This is a genomic window from Pseudomonas sp. TE3728, from assembly GCF_056279145.1.
Genome location: NZ_JBWBQT010000001.1, coordinates 4,367,792 through 4,394,447, shown reverse-complemented (window position 1 = coordinate 4,394,447; position 26,656 = coordinate 4,367,792). Strand labels below are relative to the sequence as shown.

The window sequence follows — 26,656 nt, the reverse complement described above, 5'->3', positions numbered from 1 at the left end:
ATAGTCATGGGTCTGCAACTGGGTTTTGCCGCGCTGCTGTTACTGCTGATTGCACTGGCGGGGTCGACCTTCCGCATCCTGCGCGAATACGAACGCGGCGTGGTGTTCCAGCTCGGACGCTTCTGGCAGGTCAAGGGCCCTGGCCTGATCCTGCTGATTCCAGTGGTCCAGCAAATGGTTCGCGTCGACCTGCGTACCGTGGTGCTCGACGTACCGCCGCAAGACGTGATCACCCGCGACAACGTCTCGGTCAAGGTCAATGCGGTGCTGTATTTCCGCGTGCTCGATCCGCAAAGGGCGATCATTCAGGTCGAAGACTTTCTCATGGCCACCAGCCAACTGGCGCAGACCACGTTGCGGGCGGTGCTCGGTAAACATGAACTCGATGAATTGCTGGCCGAACGGGAACGGCTGAACGTCGACATCCAGCAAGTGCTCGACGCGCAGACCGATGCCTGGGGCATCAAGGTGGCCAACGTCGAGATCAAGCACGTGGACCTCAACGAATCGATGATTCGCGCCATCGCCAAGCAGGCCGAGGCCGAACGGGAACGTCGGGCCAAGGTGATCCACGCCGAAGGCGAGTTGCAAGCCTCGGAAAAACTCATGCAGGCGGCTGAAATGCTCGGCCGTCAGCCGGGGGCCATGCAACTGCGTTACATGCAGACGCTGAGTTCGATTGCCGGGGACAAGAGTTCGACCATCGTCTTCCCGCTGCCGATCGAGTTGCTCAAGGGGATGGCGGACTTGTCGTCAAAATCTTGAGGAAATAATCTGCCGGCACAAAAGATCGCAGCCTTCGGCAGCTCCTACAAAAGCTCGGGGTACTCCTGTAGGAGCTGCCGAAGGCTGCGATCTTTTTCCAATGCCTCATAAGGCTCCCGCGCCCACTGATTCACCCGATCACGAAGCAGCACCGAGGCCTCTCGACGCTTGTCATCGCTGTCACCAACAAACCCCTGCGACGGCTGCTTGGCATGTTGCCCCACCGTCGCAAACACCTGCTTGCGCTGCTCGACATCCAATGCAAAGAACGTTGCCAACCGCCCCGCCATGGCCTGCGGCAGTTCGCTGTAGTTCACCGCCAGGCCGCCAAACGCCCGGCATTGCGTCAATCCCTGCGCCAGCAACCGCCCCAACCGCCGGGCGATGTAATCCTCACGGCCGCTGAACGGAAATTTCTCATCCAGCATGCTCGCCCCGATCATCCCCGGCACCATGTGCGTGCCCGGGCGACGCAGATGCGAAACGGCGATTTCCAGTGGATCGCGATAAAGAAACAACCACGGCGTTTCGGGGAAGCATTCGCGCAGTAACGGCAGTTCACCTATATTCCAGGCGTCGAGTTTGATCACCAGCCGTTGCTCCACGCCAAGCCGACGTTGCCCGTAAGCAGACAGCACCCCTTTGATGGCAGCACGGCGCTCGATGGCGGGCAAATCACTGCGCAACAACGCATCCAGCGGCGGTGGCTCGCTGACGACAATGTGGCTGTCGAGTTGCGCCAGCATCTGGCTGATCAGGGTCGAGCCACAACGGGAAGCATGGAAGATAAACGCACTCGGGGCCAGCCCAGGGCTGCAAACCTGCCAGTCAGCGAGGGTCGACAATGCAGATTTCCGGCGAAACGCCTGATTGAACGGCAGTCGCAGCGCGTCTTCCACGGCCTCACGAAAAAACGGCTGATGCAGCGGCGTGTCACCGAACCAGCACCAGTCGACTTGCCATTGCCCGGCCTCTTGCCACACGCGAATCGGCAACCAGCCTTCAAGGCTCAGGCGCTCCATTGTTGATTCCATTGACGGCGACCGTCGCGCATCGCTGCGCGCAGTTCTTCAGCGGTGAACGCAAGTCCACGCTCGGCGGACAGTTCCAGGGTACGGACGATAAAGGCTTCGTTGTCCTGCAACCCCTGCAAGGACTTGCACAGCTGCGGATCGCTGGCCACCAACGCCTGGAACTGCGCTAAAGCGTCATGACCGATTTGTGGCGACGGCGTGGTTGCCAACCCGTCGAGAATCGCTTGCTCCAGCCAGGTATCGGGCCGGCAATCGAGCACCAGATGAACCCGTGCCCGGATATCGCGATTGTCCACGCGATGCGGCCGCGACAGGTCGAGAAACCAGCATTCGCCAGCGGCCATCGGCATGCGCTGGCGGTCCAGCAGAAAGTCCACTCGGGGTGGACTGAGCAACGGGATATGCAGACGCAAGTCAGCGTCTGGCGCGCCCAGGTCATAGTCGCGATGTTCATGGATACGCCCGCCCGGGCCGAGCCGCAGCAGACGCGCGCAGACGATCTGCAGCGGCAGATCCCGCAGCCCTTGCTGCCATCGAGCATCTTGCAGCCAAGGCGCACGCAACAGCGTCTCGCCGCGACCGGGCGACAGTTCAGTCAAGGCATCGGCCGCGCAAATCAGTGCCACGCCGCTCCAGTCGCCAGCGTAATAATCGCTATTGAAGTGACTGAGCCAGTCGCCCTCGCCAATCGCCGTCAGTGCCTGCAACAGCAACGGTAAATCCACCGTTACCGGCAAGCGGGAGAAGGCCGGCCGACTCATCGTTTCGGCAGCACCGCGCATTCGCCGAGCCAGGTCAGCAAACGGTCGAGACAGGCCTCGACCGACTGCGCGCCTGTGTCGAGCACCAGCGACGCGCATGGCGGTGGTTCGTAAGGCGCGGAAATACCGGTAAACCCCGCCAACTCACCCCGTCGAGCCCGGGCGTAATGACCTTTGGGGTCACGCTGTTCACACACCGCCAACGAGGCGCTGCACCAGACTTCACGGTAATCCTCCCCCAATCGTCGGGCGAACAATTCACGCAACTCCACCAAAGGCGCGATCATCGCGAGGATGACGATCTGCCCGTTTTCGACCAACAGTGCCGCGAGTTCACTGGCGCGGCGGATGTTTTCCAGGCGATCGCTGTCGGTAAACCCCAAATCGCGATTGAGCCCGACCCGCAGTCCGTCGCCATCGAGCACCACACTCTGCACGCCGTGCTCGAACAACTCGGCGTGCAGCGCCTGGGCCAATGTTGACTTGCCCGCGGCCGGCAAACCGGTCAGCAAAATTGCCGTGCCGCGATGGCCGTTGCGGGTCTCCCGTTGGGCGCGGCTGATGCTCGCCGTCGGCGCCAGCAGATTATTGGACCGGGGCATGGGCCACCGGCACTGAGATGTTGCCCGCCGCCCAGGCCTCTTCGCGATTGGCCAGGGCCGTGGCGATGGACTGGACTTCGGTCGATTGCACTTCGTCCGGCAGCGGGTCGAGACCGGCGCTGGCGAAGATCTGCCCGTAAGCGTTGCGCAGGTCGGCGTAAGACAAGTCGCGTCGCAGATCGGCCTGCAAGGTGTTCAGCTCGCCCTGGATCAGGTCCAGTTCGCCCAGCCCGGCCGCCTGATAACGATTGCGCAGCTGGCCGACGATTTGCCCATCGATGTCTGACAGTTGCTGATTGGTCTTGAACTGCCGCATCGCCTCGCGATAGTTGGCGTTGGCCACGTAAAGCTGCGCCAGTATGGCAATCGACATCGCCTGCCTGCGCGCCGCGGCGACTTCTTCACCGGCCTTGGCAACGTCAATCGCGGCGGGCGCGGAAATCACATTGAACAGGTTCCAGGTGACTTTCACCCCATAATCCGCCCAGCCCTGCTCCACCAAAAACGAGTTGCTGTCGTAATGCCCACCAGCGGCAAACTCCAGCCCCGGCAGCAGACGCAGCATGGCTTTGCGGGTTTCGGCGGCGCTGATCCGGGTCTGGTAGTCCTGCTCGCGCAACTCCGGCCGACTGGTCAGGGCTTCCTGTTCCAGGCTGGCGAGATCGACGTTGAGTTCCGGGATGACGTAATCGTCCTGGGTCGCCAGCGTCAGCTCGGTGCTCAGCGGCAGGTTGATCAGGGTCGCCAATTCGGTTTTCGCCAACGACAGTGCGCGGCGTTGTTCTTCCAGTTGGCGGGTGGCTTCGATCAGCGAGCGTTGATAGCCCAATGCCTGAATCGGATCGCCAATACGCTGCTCGCTCATGCTCTGGCTATTGGTGCGAGCGGTTTCGACCCGGACCATGAGGCTGTCGATCTGTTTGAGCAAACGTTCGGCGGCCATGGCTCGCCAATAGGCCGAGCGCACGTCCTGCACGATGGTGTTGATAACCTTGCGCCGACGCTCCTGGACGATCAGTCGCTGGTCGCCCTGTTGCTTGGCGCTGATGTAGCTGACACCAAAGTCGAGCACGTTCCAGACCATGGTCAGGTCCGCCACTTCACGGTCACGGTCCTGGGAGGTCGACGGTTCCAGGGACTGGGCCCCGGTCTCGACGCTCTGGCTGCTGGAGGCGCTGACGTTGTTACGCCCCACGTAACCGGCGTCCAGCGCCATGCGCGGCAACATGTCGAAGCTGGCGAGGTCGAGTTGGCGCTTGGCCAAGGCCTCTTCCATGATCTTGAGCCGGCCTTCGAGGTTGTATTTCACCGCCCGGGCCATGGCCTGGTGCAGGGTCAGCGGGCCGCTGAGAGGCTCCTGCCCCTTGTACATGTTTTGCAGATCGCTTTGGGCGCGCTGTTGGCTGACGCTGCGTTCGATCGGTTCACTGGTGACTGCACACCCGCTGATCGCCAGCGCCAGCAGGCTGGCGCCGAATAACTTCTGACTTCTCTTCATCCTTGGAGCCCCCGGGTGCCGCCCTGCTTTAATGGTTTTTTCAGGCCTGCATTTCACTGATGCCGACCTGGTGCAAAGCCGCGGCCAGGCTTTCGATCTGCCGCTGCTCGGTGTCCTTGAGTTGTTGCAATTGCTGACCAAGACTCGGTGCGCCAAACACGCCGCGCAGCCCTTGGGAAGCATCTCCCATCCTGATTGAGTTATGGCCGAAGGCGTTCAGCGAGTCCCCCTCGTTGCCCGTGTCCTGATTGAACAAATTTGACAGCGTGCTGCTGCCAAAGACCCCGCCGTCGCCGCCGCCAAAACCGAGGAAGCCGTGACCTGAGCCATCGCCACCGTTTTCACTGCTGCTGAATACCTGCGCGATAAAGCTAGGCGTCAGCGCCCCGTGGCTCATGAAAATATCGCCCAAAGGCCGAATGCCGTTGCCGATCACTCGCTGTTCAAACAGCGGGGTAAAGGTCAGCGGCGAGCCGAGATCGCCAGTGGGCGCAGTGAAGATGATCGGTTGTAATGGCACGTTGGGCAGATCGGGCACGCTGACAGGAACCGTGACCCGGAACTCGGGTTCCGGCGGCACCACGACAGGCGGGGACGACGGTGCAACGACCGTATTGATCGCATAGCTGTTCGATAGGCTGACACCGCTGCCCGTGTTGCCTGCTGAATCGCTGACGCCAGCGACGTTCAGGCTGATCGCATTGTTGCCACTGCTGACATTCGCGTTCGGCGTCAGGGTCGCGGTCCAGGTTCTACCGCCATCGCTGCTGCTCAAACCGGACAAGCTGCCGTTCGCCACGCTGACGTCGGACAGGTCGAAGTCACTCACTGCTTCGTTGAAGGTGAAGGTCACCAATGAGGTCTGGCCCACGCCCAGGTTCGGGCTGGCAACCACCACCGTGGCCGTCGGCCGTTCGCCGTCGATGGCGTAGTTGTTGGATACCGCGACGCTGGCGCCGATGTTACCCGCCAGGTCCGTCACGTTGCTGGTGTCCAGTGCAATGAAATTGCTCGGGTCGGTGATGCTCGCGGTGGGAGTGAACGTTCCGGTCCAGGTCTTGCCGCCGTCGCTGCTGGCCAGATTGGTCAGCTCGCCGTTAGTGACGCTCAAGTCCGACAAATCGAAGTCGCTGACCGCCTCGCTGAACGTGAAGGTCACCAGCGTCGTCTGGCCAATGCCCAGGTTCGGGTTGGCAACCACGATGGTGACGGTCGGGCGGGCCGCATCGAGTGCGTAGTTGTTGGAAATGGCGATGCTGGCGCCGGCATTACCCGCCGCGTCGAGCACATTGCCGGTGTCGAGCAGGATCAGGTTGGTCGCATCGTTAAGGCTCGCGGTCGGTGTGAGTGTGGCGGTCCAGGTCACACCGCCGTCGCTACTGGCCAGGTTGGACAGCACGCCATTGGCCACGCTGAGGTCCGACAGGTCGAAACCGGACACCGCTTCGCTGAAGGTAATGGTCACCATGGTGGTTTCACCAATGCCCAGCTTATTGTCCGCCACCACAATGGTCGCGTCAGGGCGAACGGTATCAATCGCGTAGTTGTTGGAGTCGGTCACGCCGACGCCGCTGTTGCCCGACGCGTTGGTCACACCGCTGTTGTTCAGGCTGATCAGGTTAGTGGTGTCCGTCACGCTGACCGCAGGTGTAAAGGTCGCGGTCCAGGTCACGCCACCATCGACGGACGAAACGTTGCTGAGGGTGCCGTTGGCTATTGTCAGGTCAGCGTTGTCAAAACCACTGACCGCCGAGCTGAACGTGATGGTGACCAACGAGGTTTCCCCGACCTTCAGCGCATTATCGGCAACCACGATGGTCGAGGTCGGCACTTCGGTTTCCACCACATAATTGGCCGAGTTGGTGGTGCCAGACCCGGCATTGCCGGCCAGGTCCGAGATGCCGCCGTTGCTCAACGTGATGAGGTTGCTGGTATCGGTAATCCCGGCGGTCGGGGTGAAGGTCCCAGTCCAGATGATGCCGCCGTCGCTGCTGCTCACCGCGCTCAATGTGCCGTTGGCGATACTCAAGTCAGCGTTGTCGAAACCCGTTACCGCCTCGCTGAAGGTGATGGTCACCAGCGCGGTTTCGCCCGGTTTCAGGGTCGTGTCGCTCAGCACGATAGTGGCGGTCGGGCGTAGGCTGTCGATGGCGTAGTTATTCGAATCGGTGGTCCCGGTCCCCGTGTTGCCTGCCCCGTCGATCACTCCGGTGTTGTCCAGGGTAATCAGGTTGGTCGAGTCGGTGATGCTCGCCGTCGGCGTCAGGGTGGCGGTATAGGTGATGTTATCGCTGGTGCTCAGATTGCTCAGGGTACCGTTGCTCACGGTCAGGTCTGCGGTGGTAAAACCGGTCACCGCCTCGGAAAACGTGATGGTCACCACCGAGGTTTGACCTACCGCCAGCGCCGCGTCCGCGACCACGATGGTGGCCGTCGGACGCACGGTGTCGATGGCGTAGTTGTTGGAATCGGTGGTGCCGCTGCCGACGTTGCCCGAGCCGTTTTGTACACCGCTGTTATCCAGGGTGATGACGTTGCTGGTGTCGGTGATGGCAGTGGTCGGCGTGAAGGTCGCGGTCCAGGTAATGCCGCCGTCGCTGCTGCTCACGGCGGTCAAGGTGCCGTTGGCGATGGTCAGGTCGGCGTTGCTGAAACCGATCACCGCTTCGGAGAAGGTAATGGTCACCAGCGAGGTTTCACCGACGCTCAACGCAGTGTCCGCGACGACGATAGTGGCGGTCGGCAGCACCGTATCGATGGTGTAGTTGCCGGAGTTCGTGGTGCCGCTGCCGGTGTTGCCGGCCAGATCGGCCACACCGGTATTGGCCAGGGTAATGACGTTGCTCGGGTCATTCACGCCGACGGTTGGCGTGAAGGTCGCGGTCCAGGTGATGCCGCCGTCGCTGCTGCTCACGGCGGTCAAGGTGCCGTTGGCGATGGTCAGGTCGGCGTTGGTGAAACCGCTGACCGCTTCGCTGAAGGTGATGGTCACCAGCGAGGTTTCGCCCGCTGTCAGTGTTGTGTCGGCCAGCACAATCGTGGCGGTCGGGCGGACGGTGTCGATGGCGTAGTTGTTGGAATCGGTGGTGCCGCTGCCGGCGTTGCCCGCCAGATCCGCGATGCCCGTATTGTCCAGGGTGATCAGGTTGGTGGTGTCGTTGATGCTCGCGCTCGGCGTGAAGGTCGCGGTCCAGGTGATGCCGCCGTCGCTGCTGCTCACCGCGGTCAGGGTGCCATTGGCAATGGTCAGGTCGGCGTTGGTGAAACCAACGACCGCTTCACTGAAGGTGATGGTCACCAGCGACGTTTCGCCGATTCTCAGCGCCGTGTCCGTCACCACGATGGTTGCCGTTGGCCGCACGGTGTCGATGGCGTAGTTGTTGGAATCGGTGGTGCCGCTGCCGGCATTGCCCGAAGCGTTTTGCACACCGCTGTTATCCAGGGTGATCAGGTTGGTGGTATCGGTGATGGCGTTGGTCGGTGTGAAGGTCGCGGTCCAGGTGACGCCGCCGTCACTGCTGCTCACAGCGCTCAAGGTGCCGTTGGCGATGGTCAGGTCGGCGTTGCTGAAACCGCTGACCGCTTCGCTGAAGGTAATGGTCACCAGCGACGTTTCACCGATGTTCAACGCATTGTCGGCGACCACGATGGTGGCCGTCGGCAGCACCGTATCGAGGGTGTAGTTGCCGGAGTTGGTGGTGCCGCTGCCTGTGTTGCCGGCCAGATCGGCCACACCGGTATTGTTCAGGGTGATGACGTTGCTCGCATCATTCACACCGACGGTTGGCGTGAAGGTCGCGGTCCAGGTGATGCCGCCGTCGCTGCTGCTGACCGCGGTCAAGGTGCCGTTGGCGATGATCAGGTCGGCGTTGGTGAACCCGCTGACCGCTTCGCTGAAGGTGATGGTCACCAGCGAGGTTTCGCCCGCTGTCAGTGTTGTGTCGGCCAGCACAATCGTGGCGGTCGGGCGGACGGTGTCGATGGCGTAGTTGTTGGAATCGGTGGTGCCGCTGCCGGTGTTGCCCGACAGATCAGCCACGCCGGTGTTGTTCAGGGTGATCAGGTTGGTGGTGTCGTTGATGCTCGCACTCGGCGTGAAGGTCGCGGTCCAGGTGATGCCGCCGTCGCTGCTGCTCACCGCGGTCAGGATGCCATTGGCAATGGTCAGGTCGGCGTTGGTGAAACCAACGACCGCTTCACTGAAGGTGATGGTCACCAGCGACGTTTCGCCGATTCTCAGCGCCGTGTCCGTCACCACGATGGTTGCCGTTGGCCGCACGGTGTCGACCGCATAGTTATTGGAGTCGGTAGTGCCGCTGCCCACGTTACCGGTGGCGGCAGCCTGCACGCCGGTGTTGTCCAATGTGATCAGGTTGGTCGCGTCGGTAATGCTGACGGTCGGGGTGAAAGTGGCGGTCCAGGTGATGCCGCCGTCACTGCTGCTAACCGCGGTCAATGTGCCGTTGGCAATCGTCAGGTCGGCGTTGGTGAAACCGGTCACGGCCTGGTTGAAGGTGATGGTCACCAGTGACGTTTCACCGATTCTCAGCGCATTGTCGGCAACAACGATAGTGGCGGTCGGCAGCACCGTATCGAGGGTGTAGTTGCCGGAGTTGGTGGTGCCGCTGCCTGTGTTGCCGGCCAGATCGGCCACACCGGTATTGTTCAGGGTGATGACGTTGCTCGCATCATTCACACCGACGGTTGGCGTGAAGGTCGCGGTCCAGGTAATGCCGCCATCACTGCTGCTCACCGCACTCAGCGTACCGTTGGCGATGGTCAGGTCCGCGTTGGTGAACCCGCTGACCGCTTCGCTGAAGGTGATGGTCACCAGCGAGGTTTCGCCCGCTGTCAGTGTCGTATCGGCCAGCACAATCGTGGCGGTCGGACGCACCGTGTCGATGGCGTAGTTGTTGGAATCGGTAGTGCCGCTGCCGGCGTTGCCCGACAGATCAGCCACGCCGGTGTTGTTCAAGGTGATCAGGTTGGTGGTGTCGTTGATGCTCGCGCTCGGCGTGAAGGTCGCGGTCCAGGTGATGCCGCCGTCGCTGCTGCTCACCGCGGTTAGGGTGCCGTTGGTAACGGTCAGATCCGCGTTGGTGAAACCGCTGACCGCTTCGCTGAAGGTGATGGTCACCAGCGACGTTTCGCCGATTCTCAGCGCCGTGTCCGCAACCACAATAGTGGCCGTCGGGCGTACGGTGTCGACCGCAAAGTTGTTGGAATCGGTAGTGCCGCTGCCGGCGTTGCCCACCAGATCCGCCACGCCAGTGTTGTCCAGGGTGATCAGGTTGGTCGCGTCGTTGGTGCTCGCGGAGGGTGTGAAGGTCGCGGTCCAGGTGATGCCGCCGTCGCTGCTGCTCACCGCGCTCAAGGTGCCGTTGGCGATGGTCAGGTCGGCGTTGGTGAAACCGCTGACTGCTTCATTGAAGGTGATGGTCACCAGTGAGGTTTCGCCGACTCTCAGCGCATTGTCCGTCACCACAATGGTTGCGGTTGGACGAAGCGTATCGATCGCATAATTGTTCGAGTCGGTGGTACCGCTGCCGGCGTTGCCCGCCAGATCCGCTACGCCGGTGTTGTTCAGGGTGATCAGGTTGGTCGTGTCATTGACGCTCGCGTTCGGGGTGAACGTGGCGGTCCAGGTGAGGCCGCCGTCGCTGCTGCTGACCGCCGTCAAGGTGCCGTTGGCGATGGTCAGGTCGGCGTTGGTGAAACCGCTGACCGCTTCGGAGAACGTGATCGTCACCAGTGAGGTTTCACCAATTCTCAGCGCGGTGTCCGTCACCACGATGGTCGCCGTTGGCCGCACGGTATCTATGGCGTAATTGTTCGAATCGGTGGTGCCGCTGCCGGCGTTGCCCACCAGATCGCTGACCCCGGTATTGTCCAGGGTGATCAGGTTGCTCGTGTCAGTGATGCTCGCGCTCGGCGTGAAAGTCGCCGTCCAGGTGATGCCGCCGTCGCCGCTGCTCACCGAGGTCAAGGTGCCGTTGGCAATTGTCAGATCGGCATTGGTGAGATCGGTGACCGCCTCGTTGAAGGTGATGGTCACCAGGGACGTTTCGCCGACTTTGAGGGCCGTGTCGGTAAACACGATGCTGGCGGTCGGGCGTACGGTGTCGACCGTGTAGTTATTGGAGTTGGTGGTGCCGACGCCGGCGGTGCCCAGACCGTTTATCACCCCGGTATTGTCCAGGGTAATGACGTTGGTCGTATCGGAAAGACTGGCGGTCGGCGTGAATGTTGCCGTCCAGGTAATGCCGCCATCGCCGCTGTTTACCGCCGTCAACGTGCCGTTGGCGATGGTCAGATCCGCATTGGTGAGACCGGTCACCGCCTCGGAGAAGGTAATGGTCACCAGGGACGTTTCGCCGATGCTCAGTGTGGTGTCAGCGATCACAATCGTCGCGGTCGGCGGTGGCGAATACGCGGTGTTGAGTACACCACCGTCGTTGTAGATGGTCGCGACAGAGGTCGGCGAGGTGCCGGTTGTACCTCCGCCCTGCGCGGTACCGCCGGCACCACTGGCCGCGGCATTACCGGCCAGGGCCGCGAAGTTGGCGGCTGTGATCAGCAGCGTGCCTTTGTTCCAGATCGCACCGACGCCACGGCCACCAATGCCGCCATTGCTGGCATTGCTACCCTGACCACCGCCACCGCCACCGCCGCCACCAGCGCCGATGTTGTTGCTGATGGTCGACGTGCCGACGATGGTGATGGTGCCGCTGCTGGCGTTGTAGATCCCGCCCACCGCGTTGCCGCCGGCGCCACCCACCTTGTCCCAACCGGCCCCGCCGCCACCGCCGCCAATGGAAAGCGTGCCATTGGTGGCCGATGCACCGTTACCACCGTTGCTGTAATTGGAAACGCCTATGCCGCCAGCCCCGCCAGTGGTGGTACCGCCGCGACCGCCCATGTGGGTGGCGTCATAACCGCCGCCGTAACCACCAACACCGCCGCCGCCCGCCTGGCCGCCCAATGTGCCGGTGCCCGGCCCTGCCGAACCGCCATGCCCGCCGCCCTGGCCGCCCAAACCGCCGCCACCGCCACCGCCACCGCCGTAAAAAGCGCCGGTGACACCGCCGCCCCCGCCGCCGCCGGAAGCAGCGTTGGAGGTCACGGTAACGTTGTTCAGGGTCAGAATCCCTGCGTTGAAAATCCCCCCAGCCATCGAGCCCGTGGCACCGTAGCCTCCGTTGCCGCCCGTGCCCGACACCAGGCCGCGGGTGATCACCAGGCCATCGAGGGTCACGGTACTGCCAGCCGAAACTTCAATCACTCGGGTCTGATACTGACCATCGAGAATCACGTCAGCCGCACCGTCGTTGTTCAAGTCGCCATCAACGGTGATGTTCTTGTTGATTAGCAGCTCGGACGTCAGCTGCACCGTCATGCTGCCGTTGAAGGTGACAATATCGCCGTTCTGCGCCGAGGCGATGGCCGCGCGCAGCGAACCGACGCCCGTGTTGGCGTTGTTAGTGGCGGTCCAAGTAGCCAGACCCCACTGATAGTCGGTCATGGCCGTGGTCGAGAGGACGTTGGCGCTTTCGATGTTGCCAGTGGCGATTTCCAGATCCCAGTCGCCACCGAGCCCGGTGCGATCGCTGGAGGCGGCCACATCGCGGCCGGTCAATTGAGCCAGCGAGTCGATAAAATTCAAGCCGCGCTCGCCGTCGGCGGTATAGCAGCCGTAAATCAGGATGTCGCCGCCAACGTTTATGTCCTTGCCAATTTCCGCCAGCACCGCGCTGCGGTCCGCGACGTTGTCGGCAGACAAGTAGCTGTTGCCCAGCCACAAATCGCCCGCATTGCCGTGAGCAATGATCTGCACCGAGCTGATGCCCTGATGGCCGTCCAGATAGTCAGCGATTTGTTGCAGGCCATCTTTGCTGGCATCCAGCTGAACCACCTGGGTACCGGGAGCAATACCCTGAAGCAGACTGCCAGCGTCCTTGACCCGCGAATCGACGAACACCACGCTCTGCCCCGGCACCGCGGCGGGTGCTGACGCCGGTGTGGCATCGGCCTGGCCGTGGGTGTCTTTGCTGGCGACCGGTTGATCGGCTGTCGGTGCCTTGACCACCTCGGCGGTGGCATGGCTGTCGGCCTGGGCAGTGTCGGCGACCGTGGCGGCCACCGCGCCATCGAACAGCATGCGCGGCTCCAGGGACATGATCATTGGCGAGGCCAGCGCTCGTGCGCCTTCGGTAACCCGCGACTTGCCTTTGCTCCACCACATGCTGCTCACCCGGACTCGAACTTTCTGAGGCATCAATGAAAACGCCGCGATCAACTGATCGCGGCGTCGGCCTTCATACGAATGACATTGGCGGCGCTGGCTGAGCCATCGAGCCAAAAAGACAACTCGGCGTACTGCTTGAACAGGTCCGGCGGCAGGATCGTTCGCCTGGATTGCAATTGGACCTTGGCCTTCACCTTATGCAGCCCCGAGAGACCGAGCGCCTGGTCGAATTCCGGGGCGTCGTAGGCCAAATGATCGAAATCATGTTCGAACCAGGGTTCGCCGATGAAGTTGTAGACCAGGCGCATCACCCGCTCAGGCGCCTGGCTCAGCAGGTCGTAATCGATGATCAGCAACGAATCGGCGTGTTCGCCGTAATAGGCTTCCTTGAGGGCGGCCCAGGAAAACCCCACCAGCCGATTGCGCTGGGCCAGGGTTTCGCAGCGGCTATAGACCGTGTTGCGTTCGACCGCATCGCCGAACAGCTTGGTGTTTTCGAAGGGGTTGGCGCGGTACAGGCGCTCGATGCTGTCCATGACCCAAGCGACATTGCGCACGCAGGCAATGATTTTGGCTTGAGGGAACAGATCGCTGATCGCCGGCAGGCGCGAACTCCACAGGCGGTTCGTGTCGAACACCACCGGTTTGTCGGCCTTGTCGGCGTAGTAAGAATCGAACAGGCCGCGCAACAGACGGCGACGCAGGTCGGTGTCGATCACCGCACCGAATTCGCTGCCGGCGCTGCACTGTTCCAGAACACCGGAAAAGAGCGCACCCACGGGGCTGGTCATGCCGGCATGAAAGCGCGGATTCTGCAAAAGAATGGCAGAAAGCAGGGTCGAGCCTGAGCGCGGCAAGCCGGAAATAAAGTGAAAGTGCTGCATCCATTCACCCGTCGTAAGTCCTTTTGTATGACGAGCGTAGACCATGAATGGTGTTGCGACTAGTGGTGCTTTGATATCAAATCTGAGCTAAATCGACTGAAAAAACGATTGATATAACCGGCTGAAAGATGAATCGATTAAGCCTGTTAACACGACCTACTTCAGCACAGACAAGCGTGCCCTGGGCGCCTCCCGCCCCGGTTTCACTCAGGCGTTGCCAATCCTGGGGCAAAGGCGCGACGATTCGGTCGCCGGGGGCGAAGTGCTGGTTCACATAGCTGACCATGACACTGATCTGATCGCCGGTATCCACCGTGGCATTGTTTTTCAGCCCCACCAATTCGACGCCGACAAACAGCATCAGTACAGCCAGCGCCACTACCTTGAAGTCCGCGTACAAACGATCGATGGCCAGCGCCACAAGCATCGGCAAGCCCAAGGCATAAGCGCTCAGGTAGCGTTCGATGAATACCGGCGATATGAACGACACCGCAAATACCAACAACAACGGGAGAACGGTGTAGATCAGCGCCAGCACACTGCCACGGAAAACACTGCGATCGCGCGCCAGCGCCACGCCCGCCAGGCCCAGCAGCGCCAGTGGCAACGCAATAAAAATCAGTGTGGGCAGGTTCTCGCCATCGTCCTGGATCAGGAACGACCAGATCATTGAAGGCAGTGAGCCGAGCGTGACGGGCGCCTCCCACCCCACGTCGCCATTGGCTTTGAGCTGATCCATGTGCTGCACCAGATCGAACAGATTGGGCAGCCATGGCAGGTACAACGCCACAATCGCCATGTTGGCCAGCCACCAGCCAGAGCGCTGAATGTGCCGCAATCGATAGCCTGGCTGCACACGGATCAGTCCCAGATACAACCAGTGACACAGCACGCAAAACGCCGTGAAGTAATGGGTGTAGAACGCCGCACTCATCAGCAGAGTATAAATCACCAGGTAACGTGTGCTTTGCGGCCGCCTGATCCAATACATCAAGGCGATCGTGGCACCGATCAGCCACAGCCCCAGCAACGAATACATGCGCACTTCCTGGCTGTAATGTACCGCCGTGGGCAGCAGCGCCAGCAGGACCCCGGCCAGCAACGCGGCACGGCGGGTAGCGAGCAAGTCCACCAACCAGACGCCGAGCCCCACCGTGACAATCCCCGGCAGCGCACTCAGGCTGCGAATCGAAAAAATGCCATCTCCGAACAGGTCGATCCAACCGTGCAGCAGCATGAAATACAGGGGTGGATACACATCATGAGCCGCGTGCTCCCAGATCCCGGCCAGGGAATACTGGCTCAGCAACAGGCTGGACCCTTCGTCGCCCCGGATCGCTGCCGCCGTCAGGTGGTAAAAACGCACCAGCGTGGCCAATACCAGGATCGGCAACAGCCAGTGCTCCCGCGCCCATTGCAGCAAGCGACGGGCAGCCGCCCACGACCCCGGCATCGCATGCGGGTCCTGAGTATCGCCCAGCGGTGTTTCTCTGCGCGCCTCCATTACCTCCCCTTGCAACGGCCATGTGAAAACCGAAGCTTCCCCAGCACTGTAGGACAGGCGAGAGCCCGACGTCGATGCTGGCCTTGCGACGGACGACGTCCGGCAATCATTCCGATCAGCGTCTACGCTTTGGCGTGGCGTGACCCAGCCACGGAGATGAAAGGAGACGGCTGATCAGCGCGAACTGCCGGATAACCGGGCCTGCAACGTGACGTATCAGACACTAACCTGAGGGATGAGGAACCATGGAAGTATTCATCGGCACTATTCAGTCTTTCGCCTTTAACTTCGCGCCCAACGGCTGGGCCCTGTGTAACGGCCAGACGCTGAGCATCGCGCAATACAACACAGTTTTCGCACTGCTGGGAACCTACTACGGAGGCAATGGCACCACCAATTTCATGCTGCCCAACCTGCAAGGTCGCATGCCGGTCGCCATGGGCAACGGCCTGGGCCTGACCCCGCGCGTCATCGGCGAAGTTTCCGGCACCGAGAACGTCACCGCGACCATCAATAACCTGCCCAACCACACCCACGCCTTGTCCGGGCTCACCGCCACCACCACCCTGCAACTGGCCAGCCCGGCGAGCAACCCGGTCACCAACCCGACCGCCACCAACGCCTACATCGGCGCCTCCGGCGGCGGGCCGGGCTCGGCGAGTATTTACTCCGATCAGCAAGGTGCTGCGGCCGTACCGCTCAAGGGCGTGGCCACTACGGTAACGGGGGAAATCTCGTCCGCCGGCAACGGCTTGCCCATGGAGGTGATGAACCCGTTCCTGGTGCTCAACTTCAGCATCGCCCTGAACGGTCTTTTCCCTTCGCGCAACTGAGGGTCTGGCAGGGGGATGCAAATCCCCCGGCCACACTTTTGCTGATGGAGTGATGCCATGCTGCAACAGGTTCAAAGCCAACACTTTCAGGCACTGCTGGGTAAGACGGGGACGCTGCGACTGCCCGATGGCAGTGAACTGCCGATCCATATCGACACCCTTGCAGAAACGCCCCGCTCACAGCTGCCAAACAGCGAGCGCATGCCGTTCAACGTCGAGTTCAATAGCCTGCAACCCACTGACTTTGTCGATGGCTTGTGTGTGATGGAATTGCCGGAACTGGGCCGGGTAGAAGATATTTTTGTTTCGCGAGTACCGACCATGGGGCGTGATCCGCAACTGGGGTATTTCTACATCGCGTTCAACTAAAGAGCGACGCCTATTGCCTTATGTAGGAGCTGCCGCAGGCTGCGATCTTTTGATCTTGCTCTTTCAAGATCAAAAGATCGCAGCCTGCGGCAGCTCCTACGCCAGATTGTGGTGGGCTCGACCCCGGGGCTTGCCCCTCGCCATAGACCCGCTCTACTCAGTGAGCCTGACCATGCCACGGCACCAGTTTGCGTTGCAGGGCACGCAGGCCCATTTCCATGGCGAAAGCGATCAGCGCGATCACCAGAATCCCCAGCACCACCACATCGGTGACCAGGAATTGCGCGGCCGATTGCACCATGAAGCCCAAACCACTGGTGGCGGCGATCAACTCGGCGGCCACCAATGTCGACCAACCCACACCCAGACCAATCCGCACGCCGGTCAAAATGTCCGGCAAGGCACTGGGCAGAATCACATGCCGAATCAGCTGCGCCCGAGTTGCACCCAACGACTGGGCGGCGCGCAATTTCGCCGGGTCGACGGTGCGTACGCCAGTGGCGGTGGCAATCGCGATCGGCGCGAAGATCGCCAGGTAGATCAACAAGACTTTCGACAACTCACCGATGCCGCACCAGATCACGATCAGCGGCAGATAAGCCAGCGGCGGAATCGGGCGATAGAACTCGATCAGCGGATCAAGAATGCCGCGAGCGATGCGGTTGTGGCCGATGGCGATGCCGACCGGCACGGCGGTCAGCACGGCGAAGCCCAGGCCCAGGCCAATACGGCCAAGGCTCGCGCCCAAATGCTGCCACAAGGTCGAATCCATGTAGCCGGTGGTTACCAGCAGCCAGCCTTTTTGCAGCACGGCGGAGGGTGGCGGCAGGAACAGCGGTTCGATCAAACCTGTGGCCGTGACGGCCCACCAAATGGCAACGAGAGCGACCAGCGTCAGCGCGCTGATCCAGCGCGTGTTCAAACTGCGACGCAGCGCAATGACCGTCGAGCCCGACTTCACCGTATCGGCGGGAATTTCATAGGTGCTCATGCGCGCTCCTGCCGCTGGACGCCACTGCGTTGGGAGAACACTTTGGCGAGCACGTGTTCGCGGGTTTCGATAAAGCGCGGATCCGACTTGATCGAGCGAGCCGACTCACCGGCGGCATAACGCTGACCGAAATCCAGGCTCAGACGCTCGACGATTTGCCCGGGGTTGGGCGCCAGCAGAATCAGATCCGTGGCGAGGAACACCGCTTCTTCAATGTCGTGGGTAATCAGGAACACCGGTTTGGCGGTGCGCTGCCAGACTTGCAGCAACAGCTCCTGCATCTGTTCGCGGGTGAAGGCATCAAGGGCACCGAAGGGTTCATCCATCAGCAAAACCCGAGGGTCTGCTGCGAGGGCGCGAGCGAGGCCGACACGTTGTTTCTGCCCGCCCGAGAGCTGCCAGATTCGGCGATTTTCGAAACCGCAAAGGTCCACCATCGCGAGCATTTCCCGGGCACGGATTTCGCGTTTGTCCCGGGCGATGCCAGCCAGTTCCAGACCGAAGCCGACGTTGGCCAGCACGTCCTGCCAAGGCAGCAGGGCGTCGTCCTGGAACACCACGCCGCGCTCGGCGCTCGGGCCTTTGACCGGCACACCGTCAAGGGTGATGCGCCCGGCGCTGGGTTCGACGAAACCGGCAATCAGGTTCAACAGCGAGGTCTTGCCACTGCCGGACGGGCCGAGGGCAACCAGCAACTGCCGGGGTCCCAGGCTCAGGGAAATATCCGCCAGCACAGGTTCCGCTGCGCCGGGATACTGTGCGCAGATGCGCTCCAGCTGAAGCAAAGCCATCGCGGTTAACTCCCGATCAATTGGTGATGTATTTGGCGCTGACGTACGGCGCGTAATCCGGCAGCACAGCCTCGACCTTGCCCTGTTCCTTGAGGAACACCGCGGTGTCGGTGATGGCCTTGGTGGTCGGCGCGCCGAGGGTGAGCACCTGATCAGCCGCGAGCGGGAAGACGTTGCCTTGCAGCAGCAATGGAATGTCGCTGGCCTTGGCACCGGAGAGCTTCACCAGTTTGTCGACGTTGCTTTGGTTGGCGAGCCAGGCTTTTGGATCTTTGCGGTAGTCGGCGTAGGCATCGAGGGTCACTTTGGCGAACGCGGTGACGATTTCCGGGTGCTTCTCGGCGAAATCCTTACGCACGATCCAGGCATCGAAAGTCGGTGCGCCGAACTTGGCCAGTTCGCCCGAGGTGATCAGCACTTTGCCGTTCTCCTTGGCCACGCCGAGGGCCGGGTCCCAGACGTAGGTGGCGTCGATATCACCGCGTTTCCATGCAGCGATGATTGCTGGCGGCGCGAGGTTGAGCACGGTGACTTTCGATGGGTCGATGTTCCAGTGTTTCAGCGCGGCCAGCAGGCTGTAGTGGCCGGTGGAAACGAACGGTACGGCGATTTTCTTGCCGATCAGGTCTTGCGGGGTCTTGATCCCGGAACCGTCTCGCGCAACCAGCGCTTCGGCGGCGCCGATCTGGGTGGCGATGAGGAAGGTTTCTACCGGAACTTTGCGGGTGATTGCCGCCGTCAGGGGGCTGGAACCGAGGTAACCGATTTGCACATCGCCGGAAGCGATGGCGGCGATGATGTCGGCGCCGCTGTCGAATTTGCGCCAGTCGATGGTGGCGTTGGTGGCTTTTTCGTAGGTGCCGTCGGCTTGGGCGACTTTGGCCGGGTCAACGGTGGTCTGGTAGGCGACGGTCACATCTGCCGCCTGAGCCAGGAAACTCGCCGAAGCCAGGAATGCGGCGGCCAGAAGGCGAAGAGGAGAAGTCAGTTTCATCGGGAAAGCTCCTTGTCAGGCGACCGAGAGTCGGCGTGAAAAGGAGACTAAATGATATAAGAATACGAAAATAAATAACTTTTTCGAATTATCTTATGAGCGGAAAATTCTAAAGATCAAAAGATCGCAGCCTTCGGCAGCTCCTACAAAGGTAGCCCGTGGATCCAAAATTGCGTGGTGCGGGCAAAAAAAATCGCAACCTTGGCACCGTCCAGTAGGAGCTGCCGAAGGCTGCGATCTTTTGACAGGCGCCGCTTAGTTACTGATCGCCAGAATACTCGCCTGATACGACCCGACAAACACATCGAAATCGCCGACTTCGTTCTGTTCCAGCTCCACCTGCTGAGCCAGCGACGAACGTGCCAACTCTTCAAATCTAGCTTGTTCTTCGCCTGAAAGTGGCTCGCTGCGGAAAAACTCTGCATGCACCTGACTCTGACGCAAGGAGAACTGAGCAAAGCTTTCCTTGTGCTCGGCCATCGCCGCCAACACCTGAGCCGATGGCGTCAGGGACGGGTCCTTGACCTTGGCCAGCTGTGCGTCCAGTGCTTTGCTGTGAGTTTCGCCGCCATGGCTTTGGTCCAGTAACGCCGCCAATGGCGCAATCTTTTCCAGCAATTCGCTTGCCCATTCCTTCAGGTCTACCGGGTGCCCGTCGCGTTGCAACTGCAGGCCCGGACGACGACCTTCCTTGACCACGCTGAGGAAGTTCGACGTCGCATTGCCGCAGCTGGTGCTGGTCAGCAACGGGCTGTCGTTCAGCGCGCAGTACAACAGGAACGCATCAAGGAACCGCGACTCGGTGAGGTCGATGCCCATCGGCAGGAACGGGTTGATGTCCAGGCAACGCACTTCGACGTACTGAATGCCGCGGGCCACCAGCGCCTGGATCGGCCGTTCGCCGGTGTAGGTCACGCGTTTCGGACGGATGTTGGAGTAGTACTCGTTTTCGATCTGCAGGATGTTGGTGTTGAGCTGAACCCACTCACCATCCTGGTGTGTTCCGATCTCGACGTACGGCGGATACGGCGTGGCCACGGCTTTGCGCAGGCTGTCGGTGTAGCTGGTCAGATCGTTGTAGCAGGGCGTCAAACCGGCTTGGGCGTTGCTCTGGTAACCCAGGTCACTCATGCGCAGGCTGGTGGCGTACGGCAGGTATAACGTGTCCGGGTCCAGTTGTTCCAACTGATGCGAGCGACCGCGCAGGAAACCGGCGTCCAGCGCCGGCGAAGCACCGAACAGGTACATCAGCAGCCAGCTGTAGCGACGGAAGTTGCGGATCAGCGCGATGTAGGCCGACGACTGATAGTCGCGGTCGGTGCCGTCAAAGCCTTCAGCCTCTTTGAGCAGGGGCCAGAGCTTTTCCGGCAGGGAAAAATTGTAGTGGATCCCGGCGATGCACTGCATGGTCTTGCCGTAACGCAGCGCCAGGCCCTTGCGATAGACGTACTTGAGCTGACCGATGTTGGAGGTGCCGTAATAAGCGATCGGGATGTCTTCCTCGGCCGGCAACGGGCACGGCATCGATGGACTCCACAGGTACTCGTTGCCGAGCTTGCTGTAGGCAAACCGATGGATCTTATCGAGGCTCGCCAGGGTATCCGCCGGGTCTGGCAGGGCCGGCGTGATGAATTCCAGCAGCGACTCGGAATAGTCGGTGGTGATTTGTTCGTTGGTCAGCGCGGAACCCAAATCTTCCGGGTGCGGCGTTTGCGCCAGGCGCCCTTCGTCTGTCACGCGCAGGCATTCACGTTCGATGCCGTGAAGGCACTGTTCGAGCAGAGAGAGGTTAGCGCGCTCGCCGAGCAGAGCCAGGCGGCGGTTGAGAAGTTCGCTCAAGTTGGATTCCTTCACGCGTCAGTCGCCCCAATATGGGGGTGGGCAAGACGGTCTACAAGGGTGAAGTTAAAACTGGCGTTTTCGCCTGGTTTTGAGCCTGACAGGCCATATGCCGATTATTCAAGAACCGCACGATCCCTGTGGGAGCGAGCAGGCTCGCTCCCACAAGTTTCTTAGCGCCGAAATTAACTCAAATTGATGGCATTCATCTACAGGACAGCGAACGTGCCTTGTGCTTTTGCGACGAGTTTGTCGCCTTGCATCACGTCGGCTTCGACCACCAGCGTGCGCCGGCCCGGATGGATCACCCGTGCCGTGCACATCACTTCACCGTCGGCGACGGCGCGGATGTAGTTGATCTTGCACTCGATGGTTGCGCTCTGCTGGTCAAAGCCGTGGGTGCTGGAACAGGCCAGCCCCATGGCAATGTCCACCAGACTGAACAAAGCCCCGCCATGCAGCTTGCCGCCGCGATTGCGCAGTTCTGGCTCAAGCCCCAGGGCGACTTGCGCCACCCCGGTTTCCAAGCTGTGCAAGCGACATCCCAGCAGCTTGAAAAACGCGCTTTCGGTCAAGCCGGCCGGGATCTCCATCAGCGTTTTTTCAACTGTTTGGCGTTAGCGAACAGCGAGGCCATGGCGTTGTTGGCCGGGGCTGCTGCCGTGGTTTCCTTGCGCGGTGCAGTGTTCTGGGATGGGCGTGGTGCCGAACCCGGACGCGCGCCACGGGCACCGTCGATTTTCTCGCCTGGGGTGTCGCTCATGCGCATCGACAGGCCAACGCGTTTGCGCGGGATGTCGACTTCCATGACCTTCACCTTAACCACATCACCGGCCTTCACCGCTTCGCGCGGATCCTTGATGAACTTCTCCGACAGCGCGGAAATATGCACCAGACCGTCCTGATGCACGCCGATGTCGACGAAGGCGCCGAAGTTGGTCACGTTGGTGACCACGCCTTCGAGGATCATCCCCAGTTGCAAGTCCTTGAGGTCTTCGACGCCTTCCTGGAACTCGGCGGTCTTGAACTCGGGACGCGGGTCGCGACCGGGTTTTTCCAGCTCTTGCAGGATGTCGGTGACCGTTGGCAGACCGAACGTTTCGTCGGTGTACTTCTTCGGATCGAGACGCTTGAGGAAGCTCGCGTCGCCGATCAGCGAGCGAATGTCGCGATCAGTTTCAGCGGCAATGCGCTGCACCAGCGGATAGGCTTCCGGGTGAACCGCGGACGAATCCAGCGGGTTGTCGCCATTCATTACACGCAGGAAACCCGCAGCCTGTTCAAAGGTTTTTTCACCCAGACGCGCGACTTTCTTCAACGCCGCACGGGTTTTGAACGCGCCGTGCTCATCGCGGTGGCTGACGATGTTCTGCGCCAGGGTCGCATTGAGGCCGGAGATGCGCGCCAGCAGCGCCACGGAAGCGGTGTTGACGTCGACGCCCACGGCGTTCACACAGTCCTCGACCACCGCGTCCAGGCCGCGTGCCAGTTTCAGCTGCGACACGTCGTGCTGGTACTGGCCGACGCCGATGGATTTCGGATCGATCTTCACCAGCTCGGCCAGCGGATCCTGCAAACGACGGGCAATCGATACCGCGCCACGGATCGATACGTCGAGGTCCGGGAATTCCTTGGAAGCCAGTTCCGACGCCGAGTACACCGATGCGCCGGCCTCAGAGACCATGACTTTGGTCATCTTCATGGCTGGATATTTTTTGATCAGCTCAGCGGCGAGCTTGTCGGTTTCACGGCTGGCGGTGCCGTTGCCGATGGCGATCAGGTCCACCGAATGCTTGGCGCACAGGGCGGCGAGCACGGCGAGGGTCTGGTCCCACTTGTTGTGCGGCACGTGCGGGTAAACCGTGGCGTGATCCAGCAGCTTGCCGGTGGCATCGACCACGGCGACCTTGCAACCGGTGCGCAGGCCCGGGTCAAGGCCCAGGGTGGCGCGCGGGCCGGCCGGGGCCGACAGCAGCAAGTCGTGCAGGTTGTGTGCGAACACGTTGATTGCTTCGGTTTCTGCGCCGTCACGCAGCTCGCCCAGCAGGTCGGTTTCCAGGTGGGTGTAGAGCTTGACCTTCCAGGTCCAGCGCACTACTTCGCCCAGCCATTTGTCGGCGGCACGGTTCTGGTTCTGAATGCCGAATTGCTGACCGATCATGCCTTCGCACGGGTGCATGGTGCCCGGCAGTTCATCGCCGACTTTCAGCGCGGAGCTGAGAATGCCTTCGTTGCGGCCACGGAAAATCGCCAGCGCGCGGTGCGATGGCATGCTTTTCAGCGGTTCGTCGTGCTCGAAATAGTCGCGGAACTTGGCACCTTCCTCTTCCTTGCCGGCGATCACGCGGGCACTGAGGGTGGCTTCCTGCTTGAGGTAGTTGCGCAATTTGTCCAGCAGGCCGGCGTCTTCGGCGAAGCGCTCCATGAGGATGTACTTGGCGCCTTCAAGGGCGGCTTTCACATCAGCCACGCCTTTTTCGGCGTTGATGAAACGCGCGGCTTCGGTTTCAGGGTTCAGGGTCGGGTCGTTGAACAGACCGTCGGCCAGTTCGCCGAGGCCGGCTTCCAGGGCGATCTGGCCCTTGGTGCGGCGCTTCTGCTTGTACGGCAGGTACAAGTCTTCGAGACGGGTCTTGGTGTCGGCGAGTTTGATGTCGCGTTCGAGTTGCGGGGTCAGTTTGCCCTGCTCTTGAATGCTGGCAAGGATGCTGATCCGCCGTTCGTCGAGTTCTCGCAGGTAGCGCAGACGCTCTTCCAGATGACGCAACTGGATGTCATCGAGGCTGCCGGTCACTTCTTTCCGGTAGCGGGCGATGAAGGGCACCGTGGAGCCTTCATCGAGTAGCGCGACGGCCGCTTCGACCTGTTGTGGGCGTACACCGAGTTCCTCGGCGATGCGGCTGTTGATGCTGTCCATAAAACCACCTGACAAATTGTGAAAGCAGGCTCGCAGGCGCAGAGATAAAGGCTCGGCGAGTCTGGTTGAGCGGCCTGACGTGCGCCGCTACCTGAGCCAACAGGCTTCCCGTTGACCCGTGAAATCGAACAATTACTGCCGGCGCCATGAAAAAAAAGTGGCTGCTTACAGTAACGATCAGATGTTGCCTGACACAAAAGGCCGCGCATTATAACCAGCGTTCTATCCATTCGGGGCATCGCGGGTTGTAGGCACAATGCCCGGTTTTCTGGCGGTGAAGGAAAAATCTGCTAACAATGCACACGGTGCGTATAACGGCAGCTACGCCATAATGCGCGCCGAGATCAAAGGAGCATCCAATGAGCAGCACTGCAAACATTGCTGAAGGCGAAAAAATTCTTATTGTTGACGACGATCCCGGGTTGAGCAGCCTGCTGGAGCGCTTTTTCGTCAGCAAGGGCTACCGTGCCCGCGCCGTCCCGAACACGGAACAAATGGACCGCCTGCTGGCGCGTGAAGTGTTCAACCTGGTGGTCCTCGACCTGATGCTGCCCGGCGAAGACGGCCTGACCGCTTGCCGCCGCTTGCGCACGGCGAACAATCAGATTCCGATCATCATGCTGACCGCCAAGGGCGATGAACTTAGCCGCATCAAGGGCCTGGAACTGGGCGCCGACGATTACCTGGCCAAGCCGTTCAACCCGGATGAGCTGATGGCTCGGGTCAAAGCGGTTCTGCGTCGTCAGGCGGCACCGGTGCCGGGCGCACCGGGCAGCGAAGACGAAAGCGTGACCTTCGGTGACTACGAATTGTCCCTGGCCACCCGCGAACTCAAGCGCGGCGACGAAGTGCATATGCTCACCACCGGTGAGTTTGCGGTGCTCAAGGCGCTGGTCATGAACGCGCGTCAACCACTGACCCGCGACAAACTGATGAACCTGGCCCGTGGCCGCGAATGGGATGCCCTTGAGCGTTCCATCGACGTGCAGATTTCCCGTCTGCGCCGGATGATCGAGCCCGATCCATCCAAACCACGCTACATCCAGACTGTCTGGGGCGTGGGTTACGTGTTCGTTCCGGATGGCGCCGCCACGAAGTGATCGGTGATTTGTAGGAGCGGGTCTTGCGGGCAAGGGATCAGATGACCTTTCCCGCAGACCCGTGATCCGCAATATGCGAGCATGCTCGCTCCTGCAAGTATGTAGCGGTTACTCATGAAAACCCCTGTTTGGTTCCCCCAGAGCTTCTTCTCCCGCACCCTGTGGCTGGTGCTGATCGTCGTCCTGTTCTCCAAGGCGCTGACCCTGGTTTATCTGTTGATGAACGAAGATGTGCTGGTGGATCGCCAATACAGCCATGGCGTCGCCCTGACGCTGCGTGCCTATTGGGCCGCCGACGAAGAAAACCGCACCAAAATCGCCGATGCCGCGACCCTGATTCGGGTGGTGGGTGCCGGTGTGCCGGAAGGCGAACAACACTGGCCTTACAGCGAGATCTACCAGCGCCAGATGCAGGATGAACTGGGCGCCGACACCGAAGTGCGATTACGCATGCACTCACCGCCGGCGCTGTGGGTGCGCGCACCCAGCCTGGGCGATGGCTGGCTGAAAGTGCCGTTGTATCCGCACCCATTGCGCGGCCAGAAAATCTGGAATGTGCTCGGCTGGTTCCTCGCCATCGGTCTGCTGTCCACCGCCTCGGCGTGGATTTTCGTCAGCCAGCTCAATCAACCGCTAAAACGCCTGGTCTATGCCGCGAGGCAACTGGGCCAGGGCCGCAGCGTGCGCCTGCCGATCAGCGATACACCGAGCGAAATGACCGAGGTTTATCGCGCCTTCAACCAAATGGCTGAAGACGTCGAACAGGCCGGCCGCGAGCGAGAACTGATGCTGGCCGGGGTCTCCCACGACCTGCGCACGCCCCTGACCCGTTTGCGGCTGTCCCTGGAACTGATGGGTGCCCACAGTGACCTGACAGACGACATGATCCGCGACATCGAAGACATGGACGCGATTCTGGATCAGTTCCTGGCATTCATTCGTGACGGACGTGATGAGTCGGTGGAAGAAGTGGACCTGAGCGATCTGGTTCGCGAAGTTGCCGCGCCGTATAACCAGAACGAAGAGAGAGTGCGCTTGCGCCTGGAACCGATCCAGCCGTTCCCGCTACGGCGGGTGTCGATGAAACGGTTGCTGAACAACCTCATCGGCAATGCCTTGCATCACGCCGGCAGCGGCGTCGAAGTGGCGGCTTATGTGTCCGGGGATACCAGTGCGCCGTATGTGGTGCTGAGCGTCATGGACCGTGGAGCGGGAATCGACCCGTCGGAGCTGGAGGCGATCTTCAACCCGTTCACCCGTGGCGATCGGGCCCGGGGTGGTAAGGGGACCGGGTTGGGGTTGGCGATCGTGAAGCGGATCGCTTCGATGCATGGCGGGAATGTCGAGCTGCGCAACCGCTCCGGTGGTGGGCTGGAAGCGCGGGTGCGGTTGCCGCTTGGGTTGATGTTGCCGCGGGATGCGGTCTAACGGCTTTAAAGATCGCAGCCTCGCTTCGCTCGACAGCTCCTACGGGGGATCGTATTTTCCTGTAGGAGCTGTCGAGCGAAGCGAGGGTGCGATCTTTTCAG

Annotated in this window: 17 protein-coding genes and 1 pseudogene; 5 read left to right on the top strand and 13 right to left on the bottom strand. The window is 61.2% G+C overall.

Translation table 11 applies throughout. From position 1 onward, the window contains the following. Positions 1 to 6: 6 nt before the first annotated feature. A complete protein-coding gene (locus ACZ89R_RS19230; protein ID WP_007899545.1) occupies positions 7 to 765 on the top strand; it encodes a slipin family protein in 759 nt (252 codons plus the stop codon). Positions 766 to 809: 44 nt separating this feature from the next. On the opposite strand, the gene ACZ89R_RS19225 is transcribed toward ACZ89R_RS19230, so the two are convergent. From ACZ89R_RS19225 to ACZ89R_RS19195, 7 genes and pseudogenes are all read right to left on the bottom strand, one after another. Further along, complete coding sequence (locus tag ACZ89R_RS19225) at positions 810 to 1,787, bottom strand: sulfotransferase family protein (RefSeq protein WP_429544908.1); 978 nt, start codon at positions 1,785 to 1,787, stop codon at positions 810 to 812. Next, positions 1,775 to 2,560: an aspartyl/asparaginyl beta-hydroxylase domain-containing protein gene (locus tag ACZ89R_RS19220; RefSeq protein WP_429547835.1), complete on the bottom strand. Its 786-nt coding sequence runs from the start codon at positions 2,558 to 2,560 to the stop codon at positions 1,775 to 1,777. Before ACZ89R_RS19220 ends, ACZ89R_RS19225 begins: the two co-directional genes overlap by 13 nt. Beyond that, a complete protein-coding gene (cysC, locus tag ACZ89R_RS19215; protein ID WP_429544909.1) occupies positions 2,557 to 3,162 on the bottom strand; it encodes an adenylyl-sulfate kinase in 606 nt (201 codons plus the stop codon). The genes ACZ89R_RS19220 and cysC overlap by 4 nt, the downstream gene beginning before the upstream one ends. Continuing rightward, the gene (locus tag ACZ89R_RS19210; protein ID WP_429544910.1) at positions 3,146 to 4,660 is read right to left on the bottom strand and encodes a TolC family protein; all 1,515 of its coding nucleotides are present in this window, start codon (positions 4,658 to 4,660) and stop codon (positions 3,146 to 3,148) included. The genes cysC and ACZ89R_RS19210 overlap by 17 nt, the downstream gene beginning before the upstream one ends. Before the next feature lie 40 nt (positions 4,661 to 4,700). After that, the gene (locus ACZ89R_RS19205; RefSeq protein WP_429547836.1) at positions 4,701 to 12,902 is read right to left on the bottom strand and encodes an Ig-like domain-containing protein; all 8,202 of its coding nucleotides are present in this window, start codon (positions 12,900 to 12,902) and stop codon (positions 4,701 to 4,703) included. A 50-nt stretch (positions 12,903 to 12,952) separates the two neighbouring features. Then, positions 12,953 to 13,789, bottom strand: a complete 837-nt coding sequence (locus tag ACZ89R_RS19200) for a sulfotransferase family protein (protein ID WP_429544911.1) — start codon at positions 13,787 to 13,789, stop codon at positions 12,953 to 12,955. A gap of 238 nt (positions 13,790 to 14,027) precedes the next feature. Beyond that, a pseudogene (locus ACZ89R_RS19195) lies at positions 14,028 to 15,293 on the bottom strand (glycosyltransferase family 39 protein); the annotation flags it as partial. A 245-nt stretch (positions 15,294 to 15,538) separates the two neighbouring features. Between ACZ89R_RS19195 and ACZ89R_RS19190 the strand changes: the two are divergent. Both ACZ89R_RS19190 and ACZ89R_RS19185 read left to right on the top strand, forming a co-directional pair. Then, positions 15,539 to 16,126 (top strand): phage tail protein, encoded by a 588-nt coding sequence (locus ACZ89R_RS19190; RefSeq protein WP_123498204.1) that lies wholly within the window; start codon positions 15,539 to 15,541, stop codon positions 16,124 to 16,126. Between the two features lie 57 nt (positions 16,127 to 16,183). Beyond that, positions 16,184 to 16,495 carry a DUF6916 family protein gene (locus tag ACZ89R_RS19185; RefSeq protein ID WP_429544912.1) on the top strand — a complete coding sequence of 104 codons (312 nt, stop codon included), beginning with the start codon at positions 16,184 to 16,186 and terminating at the stop codon, positions 16,493 to 16,495. A 157-nt stretch (positions 16,496 to 16,652) separates the two neighbouring features. On the opposite strand, the gene tauC is transcribed toward ACZ89R_RS19185, so the two are convergent. From tauC to ACZ89R_RS19155, 6 genes are all read right to left on the bottom strand, one after another. Then, positions 16,653 to 17,486: a taurine ABC transporter permease TauC gene (gene tauC / locus ACZ89R_RS19180; RefSeq protein ID WP_429544913.1), complete on the bottom strand. Its 834-nt coding sequence runs from the start codon at positions 17,484 to 17,486 to the stop codon at positions 16,653 to 16,655. Further along, positions 17,483 to 18,277 carry a taurine ABC transporter ATP-binding subunit gene (gene tauB / locus ACZ89R_RS19175; RefSeq protein ID WP_429544914.1) on the bottom strand — a complete coding sequence of 265 codons (795 nt, stop codon included), beginning with the start codon at positions 18,275 to 18,277 and terminating at the stop codon, positions 17,483 to 17,485. The genes tauC and tauB overlap by 4 nt, the downstream gene beginning before the upstream one ends. Positions 18,278 to 18,293: 16 nt before the next feature. Then, on the bottom strand, positions 18,294 to 19,271 hold the full coding sequence (tauA, locus tag ACZ89R_RS19170; protein WP_429544915.1) for a taurine ABC transporter substrate-binding protein: 978 nt from the start codon (positions 19,269 to 19,271) through the stop codon (positions 18,294 to 18,296). A gap of 255 nt (positions 19,272 to 19,526) precedes the next feature. Beyond that, positions 19,527 to 21,110, bottom strand: coding sequence for a glutamate--cysteine ligase (gene gshA, locus ACZ89R_RS19165; protein WP_429544916.1), 1,584 nt, complete (start codon positions 21,108 to 21,110; stop codon positions 19,527 to 19,529). A gap of 209 nt (positions 21,111 to 21,319) precedes the next feature. Further along, entirely contained in the window at positions 21,320 to 21,703 is a 384-nt protein-coding gene (locus ACZ89R_RS19160) for a PaaI family thioesterase (protein ID WP_429544917.1), read from the bottom strand. Further along, positions 21,703 to 24,027, bottom strand: coding sequence for a Tex family protein (locus ACZ89R_RS19155; RefSeq protein WP_429544918.1), 2,325 nt, complete (start codon positions 24,025 to 24,027; stop codon positions 21,703 to 21,705). Before ACZ89R_RS19155 ends, ACZ89R_RS19160 begins: the two co-directional genes overlap by 1 nt. Before the next feature lie 359 nt (positions 24,028 to 24,386). Between ACZ89R_RS19155 and ompR the strand changes: the two genes are divergently transcribed. Further along, a complete protein-coding gene (gene ompR, locus ACZ89R_RS19150) occupies positions 24,387 to 25,127 on the top strand; it encodes an osmolarity response regulator transcription factor OmpR (RefSeq protein ID WP_007903084.1) in 741 nt (246 codons plus the stop codon). A 114-nt stretch (positions 25,128 to 25,241) separates the two neighbouring features. Then, positions 25,242 to 26,555, top strand: a complete 1,314-nt coding sequence (locus tag ACZ89R_RS19145; RefSeq protein ID WP_008076561.1) for an ATP-binding protein — start codon at positions 25,242 to 25,244, stop codon at positions 26,553 to 26,555. Positions 26,556 to 26,656: the final 101 nt, after the last annotated feature.

Bases quoted from the DNA above. Each gene is read 5' to 3' on its own strand.
- ACZ89R_RS19230 (WP_007899545.1), top strand. From the start codon at position 7: ATGGGTCTGCAACTGGGTTTTGCCGCGCTGCTGTTACTGCTGATTGCA.
- ACZ89R_RS19225 (WP_429544908.1), bottom strand. From the start codon at position 1,787: ATGGAGCGCCTGAGCCTTGAAGGCTGGTTGCCGATTCGCGTGTGGCAA.
- ACZ89R_RS19220 (WP_429547835.1), bottom strand. From the start codon at position 2,560: ATGAGTCGGCCGGCCTTCTCCCGCTTGCCGGTAACGGTGGATTTACCG.
- cysC (WP_429544909.1), bottom strand. From the start codon at position 3,162: ATGCCCCGGTCCAATAATCTGCTGGCGCCGACGGCGAGCATCAGCCGC.
- ACZ89R_RS19210 (WP_429544910.1), bottom strand. From the start codon at position 4,660: ATGAAGAGAAGTCAGAAGTTATTCGGCGCCAGCCTGCTGGCGCTGGCG.
- ACZ89R_RS19205 (WP_429547836.1), bottom strand. From the start codon at position 12,902: ATGTGGTGGAGCAAAGGCAAGTCGCGGGTTACCGAAGGCGCACGAGCG.
- ACZ89R_RS19200 (WP_429544911.1), bottom strand. From the start codon at position 13,789: ATGCAGCACTTTCACTTTATTTCCGGCTTGCCGCGCTCAGGCTCGACC.
- ACZ89R_RS19190 (WP_123498204.1), top strand. From the start codon at position 15,539: ATGGAAGTATTCATCGGCACTATTCAGTCTTTCGCCTTTAACTTCGCG.
- ACZ89R_RS19185 (WP_429544912.1), top strand. From the start codon at position 16,184: ATGCTGCAACAGGTTCAAAGCCAACACTTTCAGGCACTGCTGGGTAAG.
- tauC (WP_429544913.1), bottom strand. From the start codon at position 17,486: ATGAGCACCTATGAAATTCCCGCCGATACGGTGAAGTCGGGCTCGACG.
- tauB (WP_429544914.1), bottom strand. From the start codon at position 18,277: ATGGCTTTGCTTCAGCTGGAGCGCATCTGCGCACAGTATCCCGGCGCA.
- tauA (WP_429544915.1), bottom strand. From the start codon at position 19,271: ATGAAACTGACTTCTCCTCTTCGCCTTCTGGCCGCCGCATTCCTGGCT.
- ACZ89R_RS19160 (WP_429544917.1), bottom strand. From the start codon at position 21,703: ATGGAGATCCCGGCCGGCTTGACCGAAAGCGCGTTTTTCAAGCTGCTG.
- ACZ89R_RS19155 (WP_429544918.1), bottom strand. From the start codon at position 24,027: ATGGACAGCATCAACAGCCGCATCGCCGAGGAACTCGGTGTACGCCCA.
- ompR (WP_007903084.1), top strand. From the start codon at position 24,387: ATGAGCAGCACTGCAAACATTGCTGAAGGCGAAAAAATTCTTATTGTT.
- ACZ89R_RS19145 (WP_008076561.1), top strand. From the start codon at position 25,242: ATGAAAACCCCTGTTTGGTTCCCCCAGAGCTTCTTCTCCCGCACCCTG.